The following is a 19,635-nucleotide window of genomic DNA, read 5'->3' on the forward strand; positions in this document are numbered from 1 at the left end:
CGATGCGCATGAAGGCCCGCCCTGCGGGCCTTCGTGTTTTCGGGCGTTCGGCTCATCCGTGCACACGATGTTGACGCGCCGGTCCACGAGAATCGCGTACGCACTCAGCCGACGGCGGCCATGTCTTCCCAATCCCTTACGCTCCCCGCGCCGGTTCCGACCGGTGTGGAGGGGCTCGATGTGATTCTCGATGGCGGCCTGACGCCGCATCGCCTGTACCTGATCGAGGGCGTGCCCGGGTCCGGCAAGACCACCATGGCGCTGCAATTCCTGCGCTCGGGCGCGGCCGCGGGCGAACGCGTGCTGTACGTGACGCTGTCGGAAACCGAGCGTGAGCTGCGCGAAGTGGCGCATGCCCACGGCTGGTCGCTGGACGGCATCGCGATCCACGAACTGTTCCCGGTCGGCGACCAGTTGGACCCGGAATCGCAGTACACGATGTTCCACCCCTCCGAAGTGGAGCTGGCCGAGACCACGCGCCGCGTGCTGGATGAAGTCGAGCGCCTGCAGCCCGACCGCGTCGTGTTCGACTCGCTGGCCGAACTGCGCTTGCTGGCCGGTTCGATGCTGCGCTTCCGCCGGCAGGTGCTTGCGTTGAAGCAGTACTTCTCCGGCAAGGGCACGACGGTGCTCATGCTCGATGAAAGCTCGGCGTCCGACCAGGGCTTGCACGTGCACACGATCGTGCATGGCGCGATCCAGCTCGACCACCTCATGCCCGATTTCGGCGGCGACCGGCGCCGCCTGCGCATCAGCAAGATGCGCGGACGCGCCTTCCGCTCGGGCTACCACGACTACAAGATCGAAACCGGCGGCGTGCGCGTGTATCCGCGCCTGATCGCCGCGCATTACCGGCGCTCCGGCAGGAACGATCCGGTGGCCAGCGAACTGGCCGAGCTGGACCTACTGCTGGGCGGCGGTCTGGATCGCGGCACCAGCACGCTGCTGATCGGCGCGGCCGGCGCGGGCAAGTCGTCGCTCGCCTCGCACTTCGTGCGATCGGCGGCCGCGCGCGGGGAACGTTCGGCGATGTTCCTGTTCGACGAAAGCCAGCGCGCACTGGTCACCCGCTCCAGGGGCATCGGCTTCGACATCGAAGCGTGCGTGGCCGAGGGCACCGTCGACGTGCAATCGATCGACCCGGCCGAACTCTCGCCGGGCGAGTTCATCCATCGCATCCGCAACGCCGTCGAAGTCGAGGGCGCGAAGCTGGTCGTCCTCGACAGCCTCAACGGCTTCCTCAACGCGATGGCCGAAGAGCATCACGTGCTGATCCAGTTGCACGAACTGCTCTCCTATCTCGCGCAGTTGGACATCACCACGATCCTGATCGCGTCGCAGGCCGGCCTGATCGGCCACATGCAGACCTCGCTGGACGTCAGCTACCTGGCGGACACGGTGGTGCTGCTGCGCTATTTCGAAAGCCGTGGCGAAGTGAAGCAGGCGATTTCGGTCCTCAAGAAACGCACCGGCCCGCACGAGCGCACGATCCGCGAGATGCGGATCACCTCCAACGGCCTGGACATCGGCGAGCCGCTGCGCAATTTCCGTGGCGTGCTCACGGGCGTGCCGCAGGAAGTCGATTCGCACGAAGCAGACCCGATGACCCCGCGGGCACCGCTCGCACCGGGCGTGGCGGGGTGAACGCACTCGCACCCGGCGCAAGCATGCGCGTGCTGCTGTTGCTGCTGACCACGCGCGATGCAGACATCACCTGCGCGATCCTCGAAGACAACGGTTTGACGTGCCACGTGTGTCGCGACGCCACCGACCTGCGCGAGCAGTTGGCGCTCGGCGCCGGCGCGATCCTGGTCGGCGAAGAATTGCTGAAGGTCGACGGCGTGCATGCCGCGATCGCCCAGACGCTGGAAGTCCAGGGCGCCTGGTCCGACCTGCCGGTCCTGATCCTGACCGGACGCGGCGCGGACTCGCTCGCCGTCGGCGATGCCGTTGCGGTGCTGGGCAACGTGACGCTGCTCGAACGCCCGCTGCGCGTGTCGGCGCTGCTCAGCGCATTGCGGACCTCGCTGCGTGCGCGGACGCGCCAGTACGAGATCCGCGACCATCTGGACGCACTCGAACGCGCGCGCGACGCCGAAGCCGACGCCGTGCGCCGCAAGAACGAATTCCTCGCGATGCTTGCGCACGAACTGCGCAATCCGCTCGCACCGATCCGCAACGCCCTGCACGTGCTCGCGATGGACGACGGCGACGCGCAACGCCGCCAGGCGCTGCACGCGACGATGAGCCGGCAAGTCGACCACATGGTGCGCTTGATGGACGATCTGATGGAGGCCTCGCGCGTCTCGCGTGGCCGCATCGAACTGCGCCGCCGCGCCATCGACCTTCGCCACGCCTTGCGCAGCGCCCTGGAGCTCAGCGCGCCCCTCGTCGAAGCCGGTGGCGTGACGCTGCACGTCGACATGCCCGACCACCCCTTGACCGTCGACGCCGACCCGGTGCGCCTGACGCAGGTCTTCGGCAACCTGCTCAACAACGCCGCGAAGTACGGCCGCGCGGGTGGACGCATCTGGGTCCGCGCCTCCACCGTCGGCGATTGCGCGCTGGTCGAAGTCGAGGACGACGGCATCGGCATCGATCCGAGCGTGTTGCCGCATGTGTTCGAACTGTTCACGCAGGGCCGCCGCGATCGCAATCGGTTGCAGGATGGCCTGGGCATCGGACTGGCGTTGGTGAAGCAACTCGTCGAATTGCAGGACGGTCAGGTCGAAGTCGGCAGCGAGGGCCCCGACAAGGGCACGCGCGTGGTCGTGCGGCTGCCTTGCATCGCCGAGGCGACGGATGCGCTTGAAGCGCAACAGGACGTCCTATCGGCCTCCCCTCGCCCACTGGGGCGCGATGCGATGCGCGTGCTCGTCGTGGACGACAACGAAGATGCCGCGCGCACGCTCGCATTGTTGCTCGAACTGCTCGGCATGGATTTCAGGATCGCCGCCGACGCGCCGCGGGCATTGGCCATTGCCGCGGACTTCGAACCACACGTGTGCCTGCTCGACATCGGCCTGCCCGGCATGAACGGCTACGAGCTCGCGCGCCGACTGCACGCCGATCCGCGGCATGCGAACGCGGTGCTGATCGCGATCACCGGTTGGGGCGGCGCGCAGGACCAGCAGCAGGCGTACGCGGCGGGCTTCGCGGACCATTTCCGCAAACCCGCGGATATCACGCGCTTGTCGGCCGTCCTGGAGGCGACACGCTCGAACCTGGTGCGCCGTGCGAGCACGGCCGCCTGACGACGGCGCGCATCATCGCAGCGTTCGGAATGTGGCCCGCACTTCGTTCGTGAACAACACCGGCTGCTCCCACGAAGGAAAGTGACCACCCTTCGGCAGGCGGTTGTAATGCACGAGTCTCGGATACGCCGCCTGCGCCCAACTGCGCGGCGCCTCGAAGAGCTCGTCGGGAAACACGCTGACGCCGACCGGCAAATCGACGCCCTTCACCGCGAAGAACGGCGTCTTGTTCTCCCAGTAGATGCGTGCCGCGGACAGCGCGCTGTTCGTCAGCCAGAACAATGTGATCGCATCCAGCACATCGTCGGGCGTGAGTCCTTCCGGCACCCCGTCGATCGAACGCGCGATCATCTCGTAGCTGCGCGGATACAGATCGATCATGAAGGCCGCCAGGCCCACGGGCGAATCCGCGAGCGCCGTCAGTGATTGCGGCCGGTCGCCCATCATCACCGCGTACGCGATGTGCTTGTACGCGAACGCGATCTGATCGCAGGCGCGTTGTTCTTCATCGCTGAGCGCGGTCGTAATCGGATCGCCGCGTGCGAGCGCGCGATCGATCTCCGGCGGCACCACGCCGCCCATGTTCGTGTGCAGGCCGATGAGGCCGGCGGGCGTCCTCACCGCCATGAGGTCGACCGTGATCGCGCCCCAATCGGTGCCCGACACGCCGTAGCGCGCGTACCCGAGGCGCTCCATCAACGCGATGTAAGCATCGGCGACACGTTCCGGATTCCAACCGGTGGCCGCGGGCTTGCCGGAGAAACCGAATCCGGGCATTGATGGAATCACCAGATGGAACGCGTCCGACGCCTCGCCCCCGTGCGCGGTCGGATCCGTCAACGGGCCGACCACTTTCATCCGTTCGATGATCGAACCGGGCCAACCGTGCGCGAGCAAGAGCGGCAATGCGTCGGCGTGCTTTGAACGCACGTGGAGGAAATGGAAGTCGAGCCCGTCGATCGTGGCGGTGAAATTCGGCACGGCGTTCAACCGGGCTTCGGTCTTTCGCCAGTCGTACTGCGTGGCCCATCGCTGCGCGAGCTTCTGGATGGTCGCCAGTTGCGTGCCTTGCGAGGAATCGGCGACGGTCTCGCGATCGGGCCATCGCGTGGCCTCGATGCGCCTGCGCAGGTCCGCCAGGTCGGCGTCGGATGCACTGAACCGGAACGGGCGGATCGCGGCGTCGTGTGCTGCGCGCGCCATCTCCGCACGCTACCCCGTCGCTGCATCCATCGTCATCACCATGACAGGCGAAGACCAAGGTCTGATTGCGGTCGTTCGATGCGCGTGTCCACAGTCGCGTTCTTTGCAACGCAACGCCTCCCGGAGATCGGACCATGCATGCCACCAGATCGCTCGCAGGTTTCGCACTGGCTTGCACGCTGTGCCTGTGCATTCCGGTCGCGGCCGCGCAATCGGCGACGCCAACGCCCGCGACGTCCGACGCCATGACGATTCGCCCCTTCACTTTCCACGCCTCCGATGAAGCGCTCGCGGATTTGCGCCGGCGCATCGCGGCCACGCGATGGCCCTCGAAGGAACTGGTGCCCGACGGCACGCAGGGCGTGCAACTCCAGACGATGCGCGCCCTCGCGCAGTACTGGCAGACCGATTACGATTGGCGCAAGGCCGAAGCGCGCCTCAACGCATTGCCGCAGTTCGTCACGACCATCGATGGGCTCGACATCCATTTCATTCACGTCCGTTCGAAGCACAAGGGCGCGTTGCCCCTGATCCTCACGCACGGTTGGCCGGGGTCGATCATCGAAGAATTGAAGATCATCGAACCGCTCACCGACCCCACCGCGCACGGTGGAACGGCGGCCGATGCATTCGACGTCGTGATTCCGTCGCTGCCCGGTTACGGCTTTTCGGGAAAGCCCACGGAATTGGGTTGGGATCCGATTCGCATCGCGCGCGCCTGGACGGTGTTGATGCAGCGGCTTGGTTACGCGAAGTTCGTCGCATCGGGCGGCGATTGGGGCGACCCGGTCACCGAACAGATGGCCGTACTCGCGCCTGGCACCGTGATGGCGATCCACTTGAACATGCCCGCCGCCGTGCCGCCGGACATCGCGCAGGCGCTGCATTCGGGTGCGAAGCCGCCGGCGAATCTGTCGGCCGACGAACGCCGGGCGTGGGACCAACTCGACTTCTTCTTCCAGAAAGGCCTGGGTTACGCGAACGAAATGCGCTTGCGGCCGCAAACGCTCTACGCGCTCGAAGACTCACCGGTCGGGCTGGCCGCATGGATCCTCGACCATGATGCGCGCAGCTACGAGCTCATCGCGCGCGTGTTCGACGGCAAACCCGAAGGGCTGACGCGCGACGACATCCTGGACAACATCACGCTGTATTGGCTGACGAGCACCGCGGTGTCATCGGCACGCCTGTACTGGGAGAACCGGACCGTGTTCTTCGCGCCGCAGGGCGTGACCGTGCCGGTGGCCGTGAGTGCATTCCCCGACGAGTTGTACCAGGTGCCGCGAAGCTGGGCCGAACGCGCGTTCCCGAACCTCGTCCACTACAACCGTTTGCCGAAGGGCGGGCATTTCGCCGCATGGGAGCAGCCGGAAACATTCACGCAAGAGTTGCGCGCCGCCTTCAAGTCGCTGCGTTAGTCCGTCGCCTGGCCGCCGGACGCCAGCACGCCCAACACCGCCACCAGGTTCACCAACTCCGCCAGCGAGTGCGCCTGCATCTTGCGCATCACGCGGCCGCGATGCGCTTTCACCGTGATCTCGCTGATGCCCAGTTCGGCGGCGACCTGTTTGTTCAACAGCCCGGTCGCGACGCCGCGCAACACCTCGCGTTCGCGCGGCGTCAGCGATGCATAGCGTGCATCGAGGGCGCGCGCGATCGCGGCGCGTTCGAGCGCGGCCTTGCTGAAAGCGATCGCGTCGCGAATCGCCGGCAACAGCGCTTCTTTCGCGAGGGGCTTGACCAGGAATTCGAACGCGCCGGCTTTCATCGCGCGCACGCTCGTGGGCACGTCGCCGTGGCTGGTGATGAAGATGATCGGCAGCGAAGGCTGATCGGCCGCGATGTATTCCTGCAGCGTCAGGCCGTCGATGTCGGGCAGGGTCAACTCGAGCAGGAGGCAACCCGGCACCGTCGCACGTGGATGCGCAAGGAAGTCGCGCGCCGTTGCGAACACTTCCGCGCGACAGCCGACGGCGCGAATCAATGCCGACAAGGCATCTCGGACCGACGCATCTGCATCGACGACGTGCACGACGGGCTGCGCCATCGTGAATGCGCGCTCGCGCCGACGATCCGGCGCCCTGGCGCGCAGGTCGCGTTCGATCAGGGCGGTCGCATGGAGTGCCGTCGGAAGCGATGCCGGCAATCGGCCGGTTCCATCGAACGTCTGTCGCGACATGGACACTCCGTGACGCACGGTAGCGCTTGAGGATGCCCTCAACGGGCGATGCGTGCACATCTATTTTCGTGCCAACCCACCGATACCTTCGTGCAATCGACAAGGTGCGCGCGTTATGTTGAGTTGACCGACGTGCCATGAAGTCATTCCGCGCGCTGCTCGCCTCCCTGCTGGCCGGCGTGGCCGTCGCGCTGACCGGCGCGTATTGCGACGGCAGCGGCCGTACACAGGACGCAGCGTCACCTGCCCTGCCCTCGGTCTTCGAACGCAAGATGCCTCCGCTCGACGGTGCCACCGGCTGGATCAACTCGCCGCCCCTCACCGTGGGTGCGCTGCGCGGGAAAGTCGTGCTCGTCGATTTCTGGACCTACACCTGCATCAACTGGATGCGCACCGCGCCCTGGCTGCGCACGTGGGCGGACAAGTACAAGGACGCGGGCCTGGTCGTCATCGGCGTGCATTCGCCCGAGTTCGCATTCGAACAGGATCCCGCGCGCGTGAAGCACTTCACCGCCGCGATGGACCTGCGTTATCCGGTCGCGATCGACAGCCGCCATGCGATCTGGCAGGCCTTCGACAACCAATACTGGCCAGCGCTCTACATCGTCGACGCGCAGGGCCGCATCCGCCACACCCAATTCGGCGAGACCGATTACGACAAGGCCGAGGCGGTCTTCCGGCAATTGTTGAAGGACAACGGCGCACAGGATCTGCCGCCGATCACGCCGTCGATCGGGCAAGGCCAGGAAGCGGCCGCGGATTGGACGAACCTCAAGACGCCGGAAACCTATGCCGGTGCCGCGCGCACGGAACGCTTCGCATCCCCGGGCGGCGTCGTGGGCTTGAAGCGCAACGTCTACACCGCACCGGAGCGGTTGCACGAAAACCAATGGGCGCTCATCGGCGACTGGACCATGGAACGCGAGGCGGCGCGTTCGAACGCCGGCAACGCCCGCGTGCAATTCCGCTTCCACGCACGCGACGTGCATGCGGTGATGGGATCGGCGATGGAAGGCGAAGGTCCCGTGCGCATCCGCGTCACGATCGACGGCAAGCCGCCCGGCGCCGCGCACGGCACGGACATCGATGCCGACGGCGCGGGCATCGTGTCCGAATTCCGCATGTATCAACTCATCCGCCAATCTCCTCCGATCGAAGACAGGACCGTGGAGATCCTGTTCTTCGATCGTGGCGTCGAATTGTTCGCCTTTACCTTCGGCTGAGCCTTACGTCCGCAGCGAGCGCAAGCCCGCGCGCAGTTCTTCCACGAACGCCTTGGGCTGTTCCCAGGCGGCGAAATGCCCGCCCTTGGGCATGCGGTTGTAATGGATCAGTTTCGGATACGCCTTCTCCGCCCAGCTGCGCGGCACCGGATACAGCTCATCGGGGAACGAGCTGATCGCGGTCGGTACCTTGACGCCCTTGATGTCGAAGAAGCCGGCCTTGTTCTCCCAGTACAACTTCGCGCCGGAGACGAAGGTGTTCGTCAGCCAGGTGATGGTGATGTTGTCGAGGATGTCGTCGCGCGTCAGGCCTTCGGTCTTTCCATCGAACACGCGCGCGATCAGCCGATAGCTGCGTTGATCGTGGTCGAGGAAATACGCGGCCAAACCGATGGGCGAATCCGCCTGCCCGTACATCGTCTGCGGGCGCAGGCCCAACTGGAATCCATAGCCGATGCCCTTGGTCCACACGAACTTCAGCCGGTCCCACGCCTCCTGCTCTTCCGCCGTCAGCTTTTCGGCCGGCGTACCGCCGCTGGCGAGTGCGCCGGAAAGCTCGGGCGTCAAAATGCCGGGCATGTTGGAGTGGATGCCGAGCAATCCCGCCGGCGCTTGCGCACCGAGGTAATCGGTGACGATCGCGCCCCAGTCGCCGCCCTGCGCCACGTACTTGTCGTAGCCCAGGCGTTTCATCAGCACGTCCCAAGCGATGGCGATGTGCGCCGGATCCCAACCGATCTTGCCCGGCCGCTCGGAAAAGCCGTAGCCGGGCATCGAGGGAATCACGACGTGGAACGCGTCGTCGGCGGTGCCGCCGTGCGCGGTCGGATCGGTCAGCGGTTCGATGATCTTGAGCTGCTCGATGATCGAGCCCGGCCAACCGTGCGTGACGATGATCGGCAGCGCGTTCTCGTGTTTCGACTTCACGTGGATGAAGTGGATGTCGAGATCGTCGATGTTGGTGATGAATTGCGGCAGCGATTCCAGGCGCGCTTCGATCTTGCGCCAGTCGTAACTCTCCGCCCAATACTTGGCCAGCTGCTGCATCGTGGCCAGTTGCACGCCCTGCGAGTCGTCGTCGACGCCTTCCTTCTCCGGCCAGCGCGTCGACTTGATGCGGCGCTTCAGTTCGGCCAGGTCGGTATCGGAGGCCTTGTAATGGAAGGGGCGAATGCCGGTGGGCGAACCGGCACTCGTGGTTTCTGCATGCTGGGCCATCGTGGCGTTTCCTATCGTGGGGAAAGACCACTCATCACACAGCAGATCACGTGCAGCGACGATTGCACGTTGGTATGCATACGAAGGTATCGAGCGGGCGTTGCGGAATGCCGCTTACGCCTGCGCGCGCTTGGGCAGCTTCCAGCCCGGGCGGATCACGTGGCAGGTGTAACCGGTCGGATAGTGCTCCAGGTAATCCTGGTGCTCCGGTTCGGCTTCCCAGAACGGACCGGCCGGCGACACTTCGGTCACCACCTTGCCGGGCCACAGGCCCGAGGCATCCACGTCGGCGATGGTGTCTTCGGCGACCTGCTTCTGCTGTTCGTCGCGATAGAAGATCGCGGAACGGTAGCTGCTGCCGACATCGTTGCCCTGCCGGTTCATCGTGCTCGGATCGTGGATCTGGAAGAAGAATTCCAGGATGTCGCGGTAGCTGGTCTTTTCGGGATCGAAGGTGATCTCGATCGCCTCGGCATGCGTGCCGTGGTTGCGATAGGTCGCGTTCGGCACGTCGCCGCCGCTGTAGCCCACGCGCGTGGTCACGATGCCCGGCTGGCGCCGGATCAGGTCCTGCATGCCCCAGAAACAGCCGCCGGCCAGGATCGCGGTATCGGTCGTCATGTGTGTTCCTCCTTCAGGTGCCAGAGAGATGGGGGCGGAGGGGCGGCCGTTCCAGTGGAGGCCGGATGCGGGGCCGGCGGCCGGGGTCACGCGGGCTTGACCCCGGCTGCTTCCAGATGAGCCCCTGCCCACCGAGACCACTGCCATGGACCGCTCGCTCCGACTCCGCGCACTGACGATGGTCTGCGCGCTCGCCCTCGCCCTTCCCGCCGCGGCGGCCGAATCGAACAAGTGGCGCCTGCAGTTCAGCGGCAACGCCAAGACCGATGGCGACATCGAACTCGTGCTTACGCCCGAGGGTGGCGAAGCGGCGCACGTGGTCGTCGCGATCGCGAAAGGCACGGGCGAAAACCGCGTCGCGAAGCTGGTCTCCGAAGGGATCCGCAAGCAATTCGGCGATGCGATGTACAAGTCGGAAGTCGACGACGGCGAAGACGTGCTGGTGAAGGCGCGCCGCGGCACGCCGGACTTCCAGGTCGTGATCGAGCGCAACACGACTGGCGTGCGGATCAGTCCTGAAAAGGAATGACGCTCAGGCCATCGTCGCCCGCGGATCGTCGGAGAAAAACCCGCACACGTCGAGCGCAAGCAGGCGATCGCGTTCGGCGCGATCGTTGACGGTGTACGCGATGATGCGGAAGCCCGCTTCGCGCCATTCGTCGAACACCGATGGCGCCGCGCGTCGATCCAAGCCCGCCCACTGCACGCCGGCCGCGCGCGCGGCTTCAATGCCTTCGCTGCGCGCGGTGAGGAACATTGCGGGATAGCCCGCGGCGACCGCGGGCAACAGATCGTCGAGTGCGAAGGACTGTACCAAGGCTTGCGTGCTTGGAATCGATGCGCCGAGCAACGCGTCGACCAAGCCCGCGCCACTCCCCGGCGACTTCGCTTCCGGCACGAAGACCGCCCGTCCACGAAATTCGGCCAGGACGTCGTCGAACACGGGCGGCGACACCGTCGACGGAAACCCCGCGAACGGACGCACGCGCAATCGCCGGAACGTCGCGACATCGAACTGCGCGACCGAGCCGTTGCCCAAGGTCGTGCGATCCACCGTCGCATCGTGCATCACCACCAGCGTGCCATCGGCCAGCACGCGCACATCCTGTTCGAGCACGCGCAGGCCACTCGCCCATGCGGCGCGGTAGGCCTCCAGCGTGTTTTCCGGTGCGAGCGCCGCGGCGCCGCGATGGGCGATCCAGAGCGGCGCGTGCGGACTGGCGGTGTCGAAGGAAGGAAGCGCGTCCATCGCGACAGCCTAGGCGAACGCTTCCCCCATCGCCACCGAGGCGGCGCGCTCCACCAGGCGCAACAGGCTGCCGCGTCGCGGCGCATACGACGCGAAGTACAGCGTCTTGAGGCTGAAGCCGAATTGCGCTTCCAACAGCGGCTCCAGGCACGCGGCCGCGTGCCCTTCACCGACATGCAAGCAGCCCATCGAGATCCGGTCCGCGCGCCACCGCACTTCGCCCCACTCGCCGCGCGCGGCGGCGTGCTCCATCGCGAGCAGATCGCGCACCGTGACCCGGTGGAAGGCGGCGACGATGCGACGCGTGCGCGCCGCGTCGTACTGCAACCAGCGGGACAACTCGGCGAACGCGCCGTCGATGTTTTCAACCATGCGCCGACGTTACGCACGGATCGCCATGCAACGGAAGAGGATCATCTCCCACTTCCGCGCATGACCGATCCCGCGGGCGGACGTCAGAGCCGCAGTTCGACGCCCGCGTACAACCCCCGCCCATCGCCCGGCAACACGTGGCGACCATCGATGCCACCCGCATTCGCGACCACGTTCGTGCTCGCGATCCAGCGCTTGTCGAACACGTTGCGCAGGTCCGCGAACCAGGTCCATCGCGCACCGAGTTCGCCGCCGACGCGCAGGTTCCAGACTGTCGCGCCTTTCGCGCGCAGCGTGTTGGCGTGGTCGATCCAGGTCGCATCGTTCCATTCCAACCCTGGCACGACGTGGAAGCGCGCGACCGGCGACCACCGCACTTCCGCACGCAATTGCTGGTGCGGCACGCCGGCGAGTGCGTTGTCGCCGTAGACGGCATCGCCGTCGAAACGGAAGTCGTTGAACAGGTATTGCAGGCTCGTGCGCCATTGCGACGTCCAGTCCCACGCACCGCCCAGTTCGATGCCCTGGTGCACGGTGCGATCGGCATTGGTCGTGCCCAGCGGATTGCCGTTGGCATCGTTGAGTGCGAGCAGTTCGTCGTCGACGCGTGCGTGGTACAGCGCGACGTCCAACCAACCCTGCGCATGCTGCAGGCGCGTGCCGACTTCGACGGTCGTCGCTTCCTGCATGTCGACCTGCGTGACACCCGGCCCGCCGGTGAGTTCGCCGAAACTCGGCGGCTCCAGGCTGCGGCTGACGTTCGCGAACACCTGCGCATGCTCGCCCAGGGCCGCGCGCACGCCGAGCTTCGGGCTGACGCCGGAGTAGGTCTTTTCGAAACTCTCATCGCGCCCGTTGGTGATCAACTTGTCGTCCGAGCGACGCACCGCATGCAGGCCTTGTGCACCAAGCGATACGGTCCACCGCGCATCCAACGCGACCTGTTGCTCCAGGTAGGCCACGCTCTCGCGCGCATGCTGGTCGAACACGTTGGTCGGCGCGCCGGGATTTCCGAAGACGTTGACGAAACGTTCGTCGTGCAGCGAACCGTTGGTCGTGCGAACGCCGGCGATCAGCGTCGCCGCGTGCCCGCCCCACTCCGACGCATGCCGCCAGCGCAGGTCGACGCCCACGTCGCGCGACTCCTGTTCGAGCACCTGGAAGATCGGATGATGCAGGCGCTTGTCGGCGATGGAGAGCGACAAGGCGACCTGATCGTCCGCATTCGGCGCCCACGCCAGGCGACCGGCGAGGCGTTCGAGCACGAAGTCGCGCCGCTGGTCCATTGCGATGTTGGCGGGCGCGGCACGGGTGGGATCGCGTTCGAATTCGGCGAACGTCAGATTCCCCGGCAACGCCGAGCGCGTATCGACCTTCGTGAAATACAGCCGTCCGTCGAGCGTGTCGTTGAAACGGAAGCCTGCGTTGCCGAAGAAGCGGTACGTCTCCTGCACCGCGTGTTCGCGATAACCGTCCTGCGAGGTGCCGGTCAGCGTTGCATAACCATCGGCCCGTCCGGAAACGCCTGCCGCGGCCAACTGCGCGCGACGGAAGTCGAACGCGCCGCCTTCCGCACGTGCGGTGAACATCGGCGCGTCGTAGCCGGTCGGCGAAACGAAATCGATCGCGCCGCCCAGCGTCGCCGCGCCGTACTCGAGCGCGTTCGCCCCGCGATACACGGTGATGTAGCGCGCGGCGAGCGGTTCGATCGCCTGCATGTCGAAGCTGCCGTCGGCGAGATTGATCGGCGTACCGTCCTGCAGCACGACCAGGCCGCGGCCGTGGAAGGTGCGCTGCAGGCCGGAGCCACGGATCGAGACACGTGCTTCGTCCGCACCGAAGCGCGGTTGCACGAACACGCCGGGCGCGAAGCCGAGCGCGTCGACCAGCGTGCCGGCACGACGGTCGCGATACGACTCGCCATCGACCACCGCGGTGCCGCCGGTGCGTTCGTTGGCCTTGCGGCGTGCGTTGGACAGATCGTCGACGGTGCGGATCGGGCGCGTGCCGAGCACGGTGACGGTGTCGAGTTGTTCGGGCTTGGTTTGCGGCACGAGCGGTTCGCCCGCGTGCGCCGGTGCGCACGCGAGCAGGAAGGTGGACGCGAGCGCGGCGCAGCAAGGCGCCGCGCGTCGCGCGGGGTACGAAGGTGACATCGGGGTGCTCTCCTGACGAGCATGAACGGCGCATCCCGCCAATGGCGGACGCGCGATCGGGGGTGTCGTTACGTCAGGAAGTCGCGGGCGGCCCGCGGGAACCCAGGCCGTTGGGATGGCGGAACCGCGGCGGCGCCGTCGCATCGACGGTCGCGGGCGCCACCGGCGCGAGCGTGGCGATGCCCACCAGCGCAGGCGCCTTCGCCACCACCATCGATTGCAGCAGCGGGCAGTAGTCGCAATCGCCATTGCCGTGGTGCGGCGCACCCGGGATCGCCGGAGCACCGTGATCATGGTGGCCTTGGTGGTGCCCCTGCGCGGTCGGCGTCGTTTCGTAGACGAGCCCCGCGGCCGTGCACATCGCTCCCAAGGCGTCGCGCAGTGCCTCGCCCTGCCCCGCCTGCGCCATGCGTCCGATGGACGGCACGAGCAACAACGCGAACGTCGCCGCCAGCGCGAGGCGGTGCATCAGGCGTTGGAAGGGAGGTGCACGCATTCGGGCGCGCATTCTACCGGCCCTCAGGGATGCGCGGGAGATCGCGGGCGGCGGATGCGCTGGCGATTGCTGCGCAGCGCGGCCACGCTCTTGGGCACGGGCTCTTGCTGCCCGCGATTGCGTTCGCGCGAGAAGGCCACGACGCGATCGCGTCCGCGCGACTTGGCCAGATAGCACATCTCGTCGGCGCGATAGAGCAATTCGTACGCGCTCAACTTCCCGTCGGCGAATTCGAGTTGCCCGATGCTCGCGCCGATGCGGAACACTTCGCCCTGCCATTCGAACGGATACGCGGCGATCGCGCGCCGCACTTTTTCGGCGACATAGCTGGCCTGTTCGACCGCTGCATCTTCCAGCAGGATCGCGAACTCGTCGCCGCCCAGGCGCGCGAGCGCATCGCCTTCGCGCAACTGGCTGCGCAGCAGCTTGGCGAGCTGGCGCAGCAATTCATCGCCCGCGGCGTGGCCGGCGGTGTCGTTCACGGGCTTGAAGTGATCCAGGTCGAAGTACAACAGCGCGTGGCGCGAGTTGTGATCCTTCGCGCTCTGCACGGCGCGACGCAGGCGCGATTCGAATGCGCGGCGGTTCGGCAGGCCGGTCAGCGGATCGTGGTGGGCCTGGTGCTGGAGTTCGTCGGTGAGGCGCTTGGCCGCGGTGACGTTGCGGAAAGTCACCACCGATCCGAGCACGCGGCGTTGTTCGTCGACGATGGGCGAGACGTTGCCGTCGACGAGCACCACGTGTCCGTCGCGCCGGCGCAGCATCGTGAAGTGCCAATCCGATTCCGGCGACAGTGGATCCATGCCGTTGCCGTGCTCATCCACGAATCGCACCACATCGCCCAGCGGCCGATCGAGCGATTCGGGTTCGGTCCAGCCGGTGAGATGCGCGGCGACGGGATTCAGCAATGTGATCTTCCCTTCCAGGTCGATGATCACCACCGCGTCGGAAATCGCGCGCAACGCCGCGACCGCGAACCGGCGTTGCTGGCGGCACGTCTTCAGTTCGCGCTCCAAGCGCGCGTCGGCCGCATCCTGCGGCGGGTGCTGCGGTTCGTCCACGTTCGGGGGAAGGGGCTGTGGGCGGTATCGCAGCGTAAGTGGCTTACTGCAAAGGTCAGGTGACGTTCATTCCCGTGAGGCCGGCCTTCGGTTCACCTGATCCGTATTCAGGCTTTTGCTTGCCCCATGACCTTCGGTCCATGCGCGCGTGCGGCCTTCCGGGGCCATGATGACGCCCCTTCGACCCGGAGAGCCCCGCCCCATGCAGCACCGCATCGGCTGGATCCTGACCACCGCCCTGATCGTCGGCTGCAACGCGCAGTCGCCGGCCGACAAGGCGGCCACGCCCCCTGCATCCGCGAGCACCACCGCAGCCAACGCGGCGCCCACGATCGGCATCGACCTCGCCGGCATCGACAAGTCGGTGAAGCCGGGCGACGACTTCGAGGAATACGCCAACGGGGCATGGCGCAAGAAGACGCAGATCCCCGCCGACCGCGCGAGCATCGGCACCGGCTTCTACGTGTACGAGCTCTCCGAAAAGCGCACGCGCGATTTGATCCAGACCGCCGGCAAGGGCAACCCCGCCGCGGGCACGGACGAACGCAAGATCGCCGACTACTACGCCGCGTACATGGACGAAGCCGCGATCGAGAAGCGCGGCTTGCAGGCCATCGAAGGCGACCTGAAGGCCATCGACGCCATCGCCGACAAGACGGCGCTCTCGCGCGCGCTCGGCAGCCAGGTACGCGCCGACACCGATCCACTCAACTCGACCAACTTCGACACCGAACATCTGTTCGGCGTGTTCGTTTCCCAGCCGCTCGACAAGGCCGGCACGCAGGTGCCCTACCTGATGCAGGGTGGCCTGGGCATGCCGAACCGCGAGTTCTATCTGTCGAAGGACCTCCAGCCCAAGCGCGACGCCTATCTGGCGTACATCGAAAAGATCCTCACCGCGTCGGGCACGCCGGATGCGAAGGCCAAGGCGAAGGCCATCTTCGATCTGGAAACCAAGATCGCCAACGCGCACGCCGACGTCGTGGAAAGCGGCGACGTGCACAAGTCCAACAATCCCTGGCCGATGGCCGACTACGCCAAGCGCGCGCCGGGCATCGACTGGACGGCGTTCTTCGACGGCGCCGGTCTGACGGGCCAGCCGATCGTGCTCGCCTGGCAGCCCGGTGCGATCACCAAACTTTCGGCGTTGGTCGCCAGCGAACCGCTGCAGACCTGGAAGGATTACCTGCGCTTCCACAGCATCAACCACGGCGCCGGCCTGCTGCCGAAGGCCTACGCGGACGCCGCGTTCGACTTCTACGGTCGCGAACTGTCGGGCACGACGCAGCAGACCGATCGCTGGAAGCGCGGCATCGGTTCGACGAGCAACGCGCTCGGCGACGCCGTCGGCGAGATCTACGTCAAGCAGTACTTCCCCGCTTCGTCCAAGGCGCAGGTCGAGGACATGGTGAAGAACATCGTCGCCGCCTTCGACGATCGCCTGACCAAGCTGGAATGGATGGCGCCCGCGACGAAGGAAAAGGCGCGCACCAAGGTCAAGGAAATGCAGGTGGCCGTCGGCTATCCGGAAACCTGGCGCGACTTCAGCTCGCTGGAGATCAAGCCGGATGACGCGCTGGGCAATTACCTGCGCGCGGAGAAGTTCGAATACCAGCACCAGCTCGCCAAGCTCGGCAAGCCGCTGGATCGCCGCGAATGGTGGATGACGCCGCAGACGGTCAACGCGGTGAACCTGCCGCTGCAGAACGCGCTGAACTTCCCGGCCGCCATCCTCGAAGCGCCGTTCTTCGACCCGAAGGCCGACCCGGCGGCCAACTACGGTGCGATCGGCGCGGTGATCGGCCACGAGATCAGCCACAGCTTCGACAACATGGGCGCGGAGTTCGACGCCGACGGCACGCTGCGCAATTGGTGGACCAAGGAAGACATGGACCACTTCAAGAAGGCCGCCACCGCCCTCGCCGCGCAGTACGACGCGTACGAACCGCTGCCGGGCGTGCATCTCAACGGCAACCAGGTGCTCGGCGAGAACATCGCCGACGTCGCGGGCCTGAGCGCTGCGCACGCGGCGTATCGCAAGTCGCTCAACGGCAAGGAAGCGCCGGTGATCGATGGTTTGACGGGCGACCAGCGCTTCTTCATCGCCTTTGCGCAAGCGTGGCGAGCCAAGCAGCGCGATGCGGCCCTGCGCAACCAGATCATCGGCGATGGCCATTCGCCGGCGCGTTATCGCGCGCTGACGGTGCGCAACCTGGATCCGTGGTACCAGGCCTTCGACGTCAAGGACGGCAAGCTGTACCTGACGCCGGACAAGCGCGTCCAGGTTTACTGATCGCGTTTCACGGACAAAAAAAGGGCCGCCTTCGGGCGGCCCTTTTCGTTGCAGCGTTGCCAATCAACCCTCGACCGGGACCAGCGTGATTTCCACGCGGCGGTTCTGCGCGCGGCCCGACTCGGTGTCGTTGCTGGCGACCGGGCGCGACTCGCCCGCACCGACGACGATCATGCGCTGCTGCATCACGCCATGCGAACCGAGGTAACCGGCGACCGAATTCGCGCGACGCTCGGAGAGCGCCTGGTTGTACTGGTCGGTGCCGACGCTGTCGGTATGGCCGGCGACTTCGACGACGGTCTTGTTGTACTGCGTCAGCGTCTGCGACACCTTGTCCAGCACGCCACCGAATTCGGGCTTCAACGTCGAGCTGTTGAAGTCGAAGGTGATGCCGCTGGGCATGTTGAGCGTGATGTTGTCGCCCTGGCGCACGACGTCCACGCCGGTGCCGGCCATGTCGCGGCGCAGCGCGGCTTCCTGCTTGTCCTGGTAGGCGCCCACCGCACCACCGGCGAGCGCACCGACGCCCGCGCCGACCATCGCGTGCTGGCGACGTTCGACCGCATCGTCGCCGGTCAAAAGACCCGCGGCCACGCCGATCGCGGCACCGATCAATGCGCCACGCTGCGTGCGGTTCGGATCGTCGGGTGCATTCGTCTGGCCGGTATACGTGGCGCAACCGGAAGCGGTCAGCGCGAGGCCTGCGGCAACGAAACCGGCGATCATGGAAATCTTCATGGGGAAGCTGCTCCTTAGCTTGCGGGGGTCCGCTGAATACGGGCGCCAAGCTAAGCAGAGCCGTGTGCGCAACGGGTGATCGGGCCCGTTGCGCGTTCAAGAAACAGTCAGGCCATCAACGCTTCGGCGGCGACCGAATCCAGCTCGCGATCCCAATCGCCCATGAGCGCCAGGTACAACAACTTGTCGAACTCCGGGCCGAATCGGCGAATCACCGCATCCGGATCGGGGATCAACTTCGCGTCCGCGATCAAGCCGAAATGCACGCGACCGTTGTAACTCAGGATCGAGATGCCGACGCCGATCGAACCGCTTTGCGGCACCCAGAACATCATCTCGCGCACCGTGCAACCGGCGAAATACAGCGGTTGTTGCGGACCGGGCACGTTGGTCGCGACCGTCGTCGCCTTCCGGCTCAACAACTCCAGTGCGAGCGACTGCACCGCCGGCGGCGCGATGCCGAGCGCGGCGAGCAACCCGAACGCGACGATCGCCTGCCGCGAAGCCTTCAACTGGTGCATGCATTCGCCGACGTATTCCAGGCGACGCATCGGATTCGCTTCGCCCACGGGCAAATCGAGGAACACCAGGCCGAAGTGGTTGCCGAGTTTCTTCGCGTGTTCCAGCGGACGCAGGTTGACCGGCACGGTCGCGCGCAGGGTGATGCCGTCGATGTCGGCGCCGCGTTCGAGCAGGTAACTGCGCAATGCGCCAGCGGCCGCGGCCATCAGCACGTCGTTGACGGTGAAGCCGGTGGCGCGGCCCACGGCCTTGACGTCGTCGAGGTCCAGCGGCTCGGCCCAGGCGACGCGCTTGGTGGTGCCCAGGTCGCCACGCAACAACGACGGCGGATCGTCGGGCAAGGCGAGCGCTTGCAACAGTTCACGCGCGATCTCGCTGCCTTCCTTCGCGAGCAACGCACCGAGCGAAGGATCGCGATAGATCGCCATGCCCTGCCCGAGCATCTTGCCGCCGAGTTTCATCGCGCGTTGCGCCGCGCCGACGCGACGCGCGACCGGCACGCCCTGCTCTTTCAGCCAGGCCTTGTCCAGATCGCTGCCCTTCATTGGCGTGGGTGAGGTGTCGGTGAGCGAGAGCAGGACCTGCACGAGCGCCATGCCGTCGGCGTAACTGTGGTGGATGCGTGCAACGAGCGCGGAACCGCCATCGTAGGATTCGACGAGATGGAATTGCCACAGCGGACGGCTCGCATCGAGCGGGCTCGACGCAAGTTGGCTGACGTAACGCTCCAGTGCGCGCTTGCCGCCCTTGCCGGGCAGCGCGGACAGTTGCACGTGCCAGTCCAGGTCGAAGTGTTCGTCGTCCTGCCAGTAGGCGCCCGCGGGCGTGTCGACGGGTTTCTGGCGGAAGCGCGCGTAATCCAGGAAGCGCGTCTTGACCACCTGCTTCAGCGCCTTGAGCGACATCGGCTCGGCGAACATCAGCACGCCGGTGATCATCATCGGGTTGGTGCCGCGTTCCATGCGCAGCCACGCGGTGTCCACGCGCGACATCGGTTCGCGCGTTGCGCGCTTGCGGCGGGCCTTCGTGGCCATGCGGCATTCCTCTCCG

17 protein-coding genes are annotated in these 19,635 nt (G+C 66.3%); 6 read left to right on the forward strand and 11 right to left on the reverse strand.

Going from position 1 to position 19,635, the window contains the following annotated elements; genetic code table 11:
• Window positions 1-120 precede the first annotated feature (120 nt).
• Both GN331_RS12010 and GN331_RS12015 read left to right on the forward strand, forming a co-directional pair.
• Window positions 121-1,644, forward strand: coding sequence for an ATPase domain-containing protein (locus GN331_RS12010; RefSeq protein ID WP_156642415.1), 1,524 nt, complete (start codon window positions 121-123; stop codon window positions 1,642-1,644).
• The gene (locus tag GN331_RS12015) at window positions 1,641-3,254 is read left to right on the forward strand and encodes a hybrid sensor histidine kinase/response regulator (protein ID WP_197427112.1); all 1,614 of its coding nucleotides are present in this window, start codon (window positions 1,641-1,643) and stop codon (window positions 3,252-3,254) included. The genes GN331_RS12010 and GN331_RS12015 overlap by 4 nt, the downstream gene beginning before the upstream one ends.
• A 12-nt stretch (window positions 3,255-3,266) precedes the next feature.
• Here GN331_RS12015 and GN331_RS12020 read toward each other — a convergent pair whose 3' ends face one another.
• Window positions 3,267-4,457 carry an epoxide hydrolase family protein gene (locus tag GN331_RS12020; protein ID WP_156642417.1) on the reverse strand — a complete coding sequence of 397 codons (1,191 nt, stop codon included), beginning with the start codon at window positions 4,455-4,457 and terminating at the stop codon, window positions 3,267-3,269.
• 134 nt (window positions 4,458-4,591) lie between these two features.
• Here GN331_RS12020 and GN331_RS12025 point away from each other — a divergent pair, with 134 nt between their 5' ends.
• The gene (locus tag GN331_RS12025) at window positions 4,592-5,875 is read left to right on the forward strand and encodes an epoxide hydrolase family protein (RefSeq protein WP_156642419.1); all 1,284 of its coding nucleotides are present in this window, start codon (window positions 4,592-4,594) and stop codon (window positions 5,873-5,875) included.
• On the opposite strand, the gene GN331_RS12030 is transcribed toward GN331_RS12025, so the two are convergent.
• Window positions 5,872-6,636, reverse strand: coding sequence for a response regulator transcription factor (locus tag GN331_RS12030; protein WP_231734479.1), 765 nt, complete (start codon window positions 6,634-6,636; stop codon window positions 5,872-5,874). The two genes, GN331_RS12025 and GN331_RS12030, sit on opposite strands and share 4 nt — an antisense overlap.
• A 137-nt stretch (window positions 6,637-6,773) precedes the next feature.
• Between GN331_RS12030 and GN331_RS12035 the strand changes: the two genes are divergently transcribed.
• A complete protein-coding gene (locus GN331_RS12035) occupies window positions 6,774-7,859 on the forward strand; it encodes a redoxin domain-containing protein (RefSeq protein WP_156642421.1) in 1,086 nt (361 codons plus the stop codon).
• Window positions 7,860-7,862: 3 nt separating this feature from the next.
• Here GN331_RS12035 and GN331_RS12040 read toward each other — a convergent pair whose 3' ends face one another.
• Window positions 7,863-9,077: an epoxide hydrolase family protein gene (locus GN331_RS12040; protein ID WP_156642423.1), complete on the reverse strand. Its 1,215-nt coding sequence runs from the start codon at window positions 9,075-9,077 to the stop codon at window positions 7,863-7,865.
• A gap of 114 nt (window positions 9,078-9,191) precedes the next feature.
• On the reverse strand, window positions 9,192-9,698 hold the full coding sequence (gene msrA / locus GN331_RS12045) for a peptide-methionine (S)-S-oxide reductase MsrA (protein WP_156642424.1): 507 nt from the start codon (window positions 9,696-9,698) through the stop codon (window positions 9,192-9,194).
• Window positions 9,699-9,843: 145 nt separating this feature from the next.
• On the opposite strand from msrA, the gene GN331_RS12050 reads away from it, so the two are divergent.
• Window positions 9,844-10,227, forward strand: a complete 384-nt coding sequence (locus GN331_RS12050; RefSeq protein WP_156642425.1) for a hypothetical protein — start codon at window positions 9,844-9,846, stop codon at window positions 10,225-10,227.
• Window positions 10,228-10,230: 3 nt separating this feature from the next.
• On the opposite strand, the gene GN331_RS12055 is transcribed toward GN331_RS12050, so the two are convergent.
• The 5 genes from GN331_RS12055 to GN331_RS12075 all read right to left on the reverse strand — a co-directional run bounded on the left by GN331_RS12055 (window position 10,231) and on the right by GN331_RS12075 (window position 15,032).
• A complete protein-coding gene (locus GN331_RS12055; RefSeq protein WP_156642426.1) occupies window positions 10,231-10,947 on the reverse strand; it encodes a glycerophosphodiester phosphodiesterase in 717 nt (238 codons plus the stop codon).
• 9 nt (window positions 10,948-10,956) lie between these two features.
• On the reverse strand, window positions 10,957-11,319 hold the full coding sequence (locus tag GN331_RS12060; RefSeq protein WP_156642427.1) for a hypothetical protein: 363 nt from the start codon (window positions 11,317-11,319) through the stop codon (window positions 10,957-10,959).
• A gap of 83 nt (window positions 11,320-11,402) precedes the next feature.
• Window positions 11,403-13,475: a TonB-dependent receptor family protein gene (locus GN331_RS12065; RefSeq protein ID WP_197427113.1), complete on the reverse strand. Its 2,073-nt coding sequence runs from the start codon at window positions 13,473-13,475 to the stop codon at window positions 11,403-11,405.
• 73 nt (window positions 13,476-13,548) lie between these two features.
• The gene (locus GN331_RS12070; protein WP_197427114.1) at window positions 13,549-13,971 is read right to left on the reverse strand and encodes a DUF2946 family protein; all 423 of its coding nucleotides are present in this window, start codon (window positions 13,969-13,971) and stop codon (window positions 13,549-13,551) included.
• A 23-nt stretch (window positions 13,972-13,994) separates the two neighbouring features.
• Window positions 13,995-15,032 (reverse strand): diguanylate cyclase, encoded by a 1,038-nt coding sequence (locus GN331_RS12075; RefSeq protein ID WP_197427115.1) that lies wholly within the window; start codon window positions 15,030-15,032, stop codon window positions 13,995-13,997.
• Window positions 15,033-15,234: 202 nt separating this feature from the next.
• On the opposite strand from GN331_RS12075, the gene GN331_RS12080 reads away from it, so the two are divergent.
• Window positions 15,235-17,325, forward strand: a complete 2,091-nt coding sequence (locus GN331_RS12080) for a M13 family metallopeptidase (RefSeq protein ID WP_156642432.1) — start codon at window positions 15,235-15,237, stop codon at window positions 17,323-17,325.
• A 63-nt stretch (window positions 17,326-17,388) separates the two neighbouring features.
• Here GN331_RS12080 and GN331_RS16905 read toward each other — a convergent pair whose 3' ends face one another.
• The gene (locus GN331_RS16905) at window positions 17,389-18,063 is read right to left on the reverse strand and encodes a YiaD family glycine zipper/OmpA-like lipoprotein (RefSeq protein ID WP_156642435.1); all 675 of its coding nucleotides are present in this window, start codon (window positions 18,061-18,063) and stop codon (window positions 17,389-17,391) included.
• 107 nt (window positions 18,064-18,170) lie between these two features.
• Complete coding sequence (locus tag GN331_RS12090) at window positions 18,171-19,619, reverse strand: WS/DGAT/MGAT family O-acyltransferase (RefSeq protein ID WP_156642437.1); 1,449 nt, start codon at window positions 19,617-19,619, stop codon at window positions 18,171-18,173.
• Window positions 19,620-19,635 lie beyond the last annotated feature (16 nt).

It is taken from the genome of Noviluteimonas gilva (assembly GCF_009740395.1).
In the GTDB taxonomy this organism is placed as follows: Bacteria; Pseudomonadota; Gammaproteobacteria; order Xanthomonadales; family Xanthomonadaceae; genus Noviluteimonas; species Noviluteimonas gilva.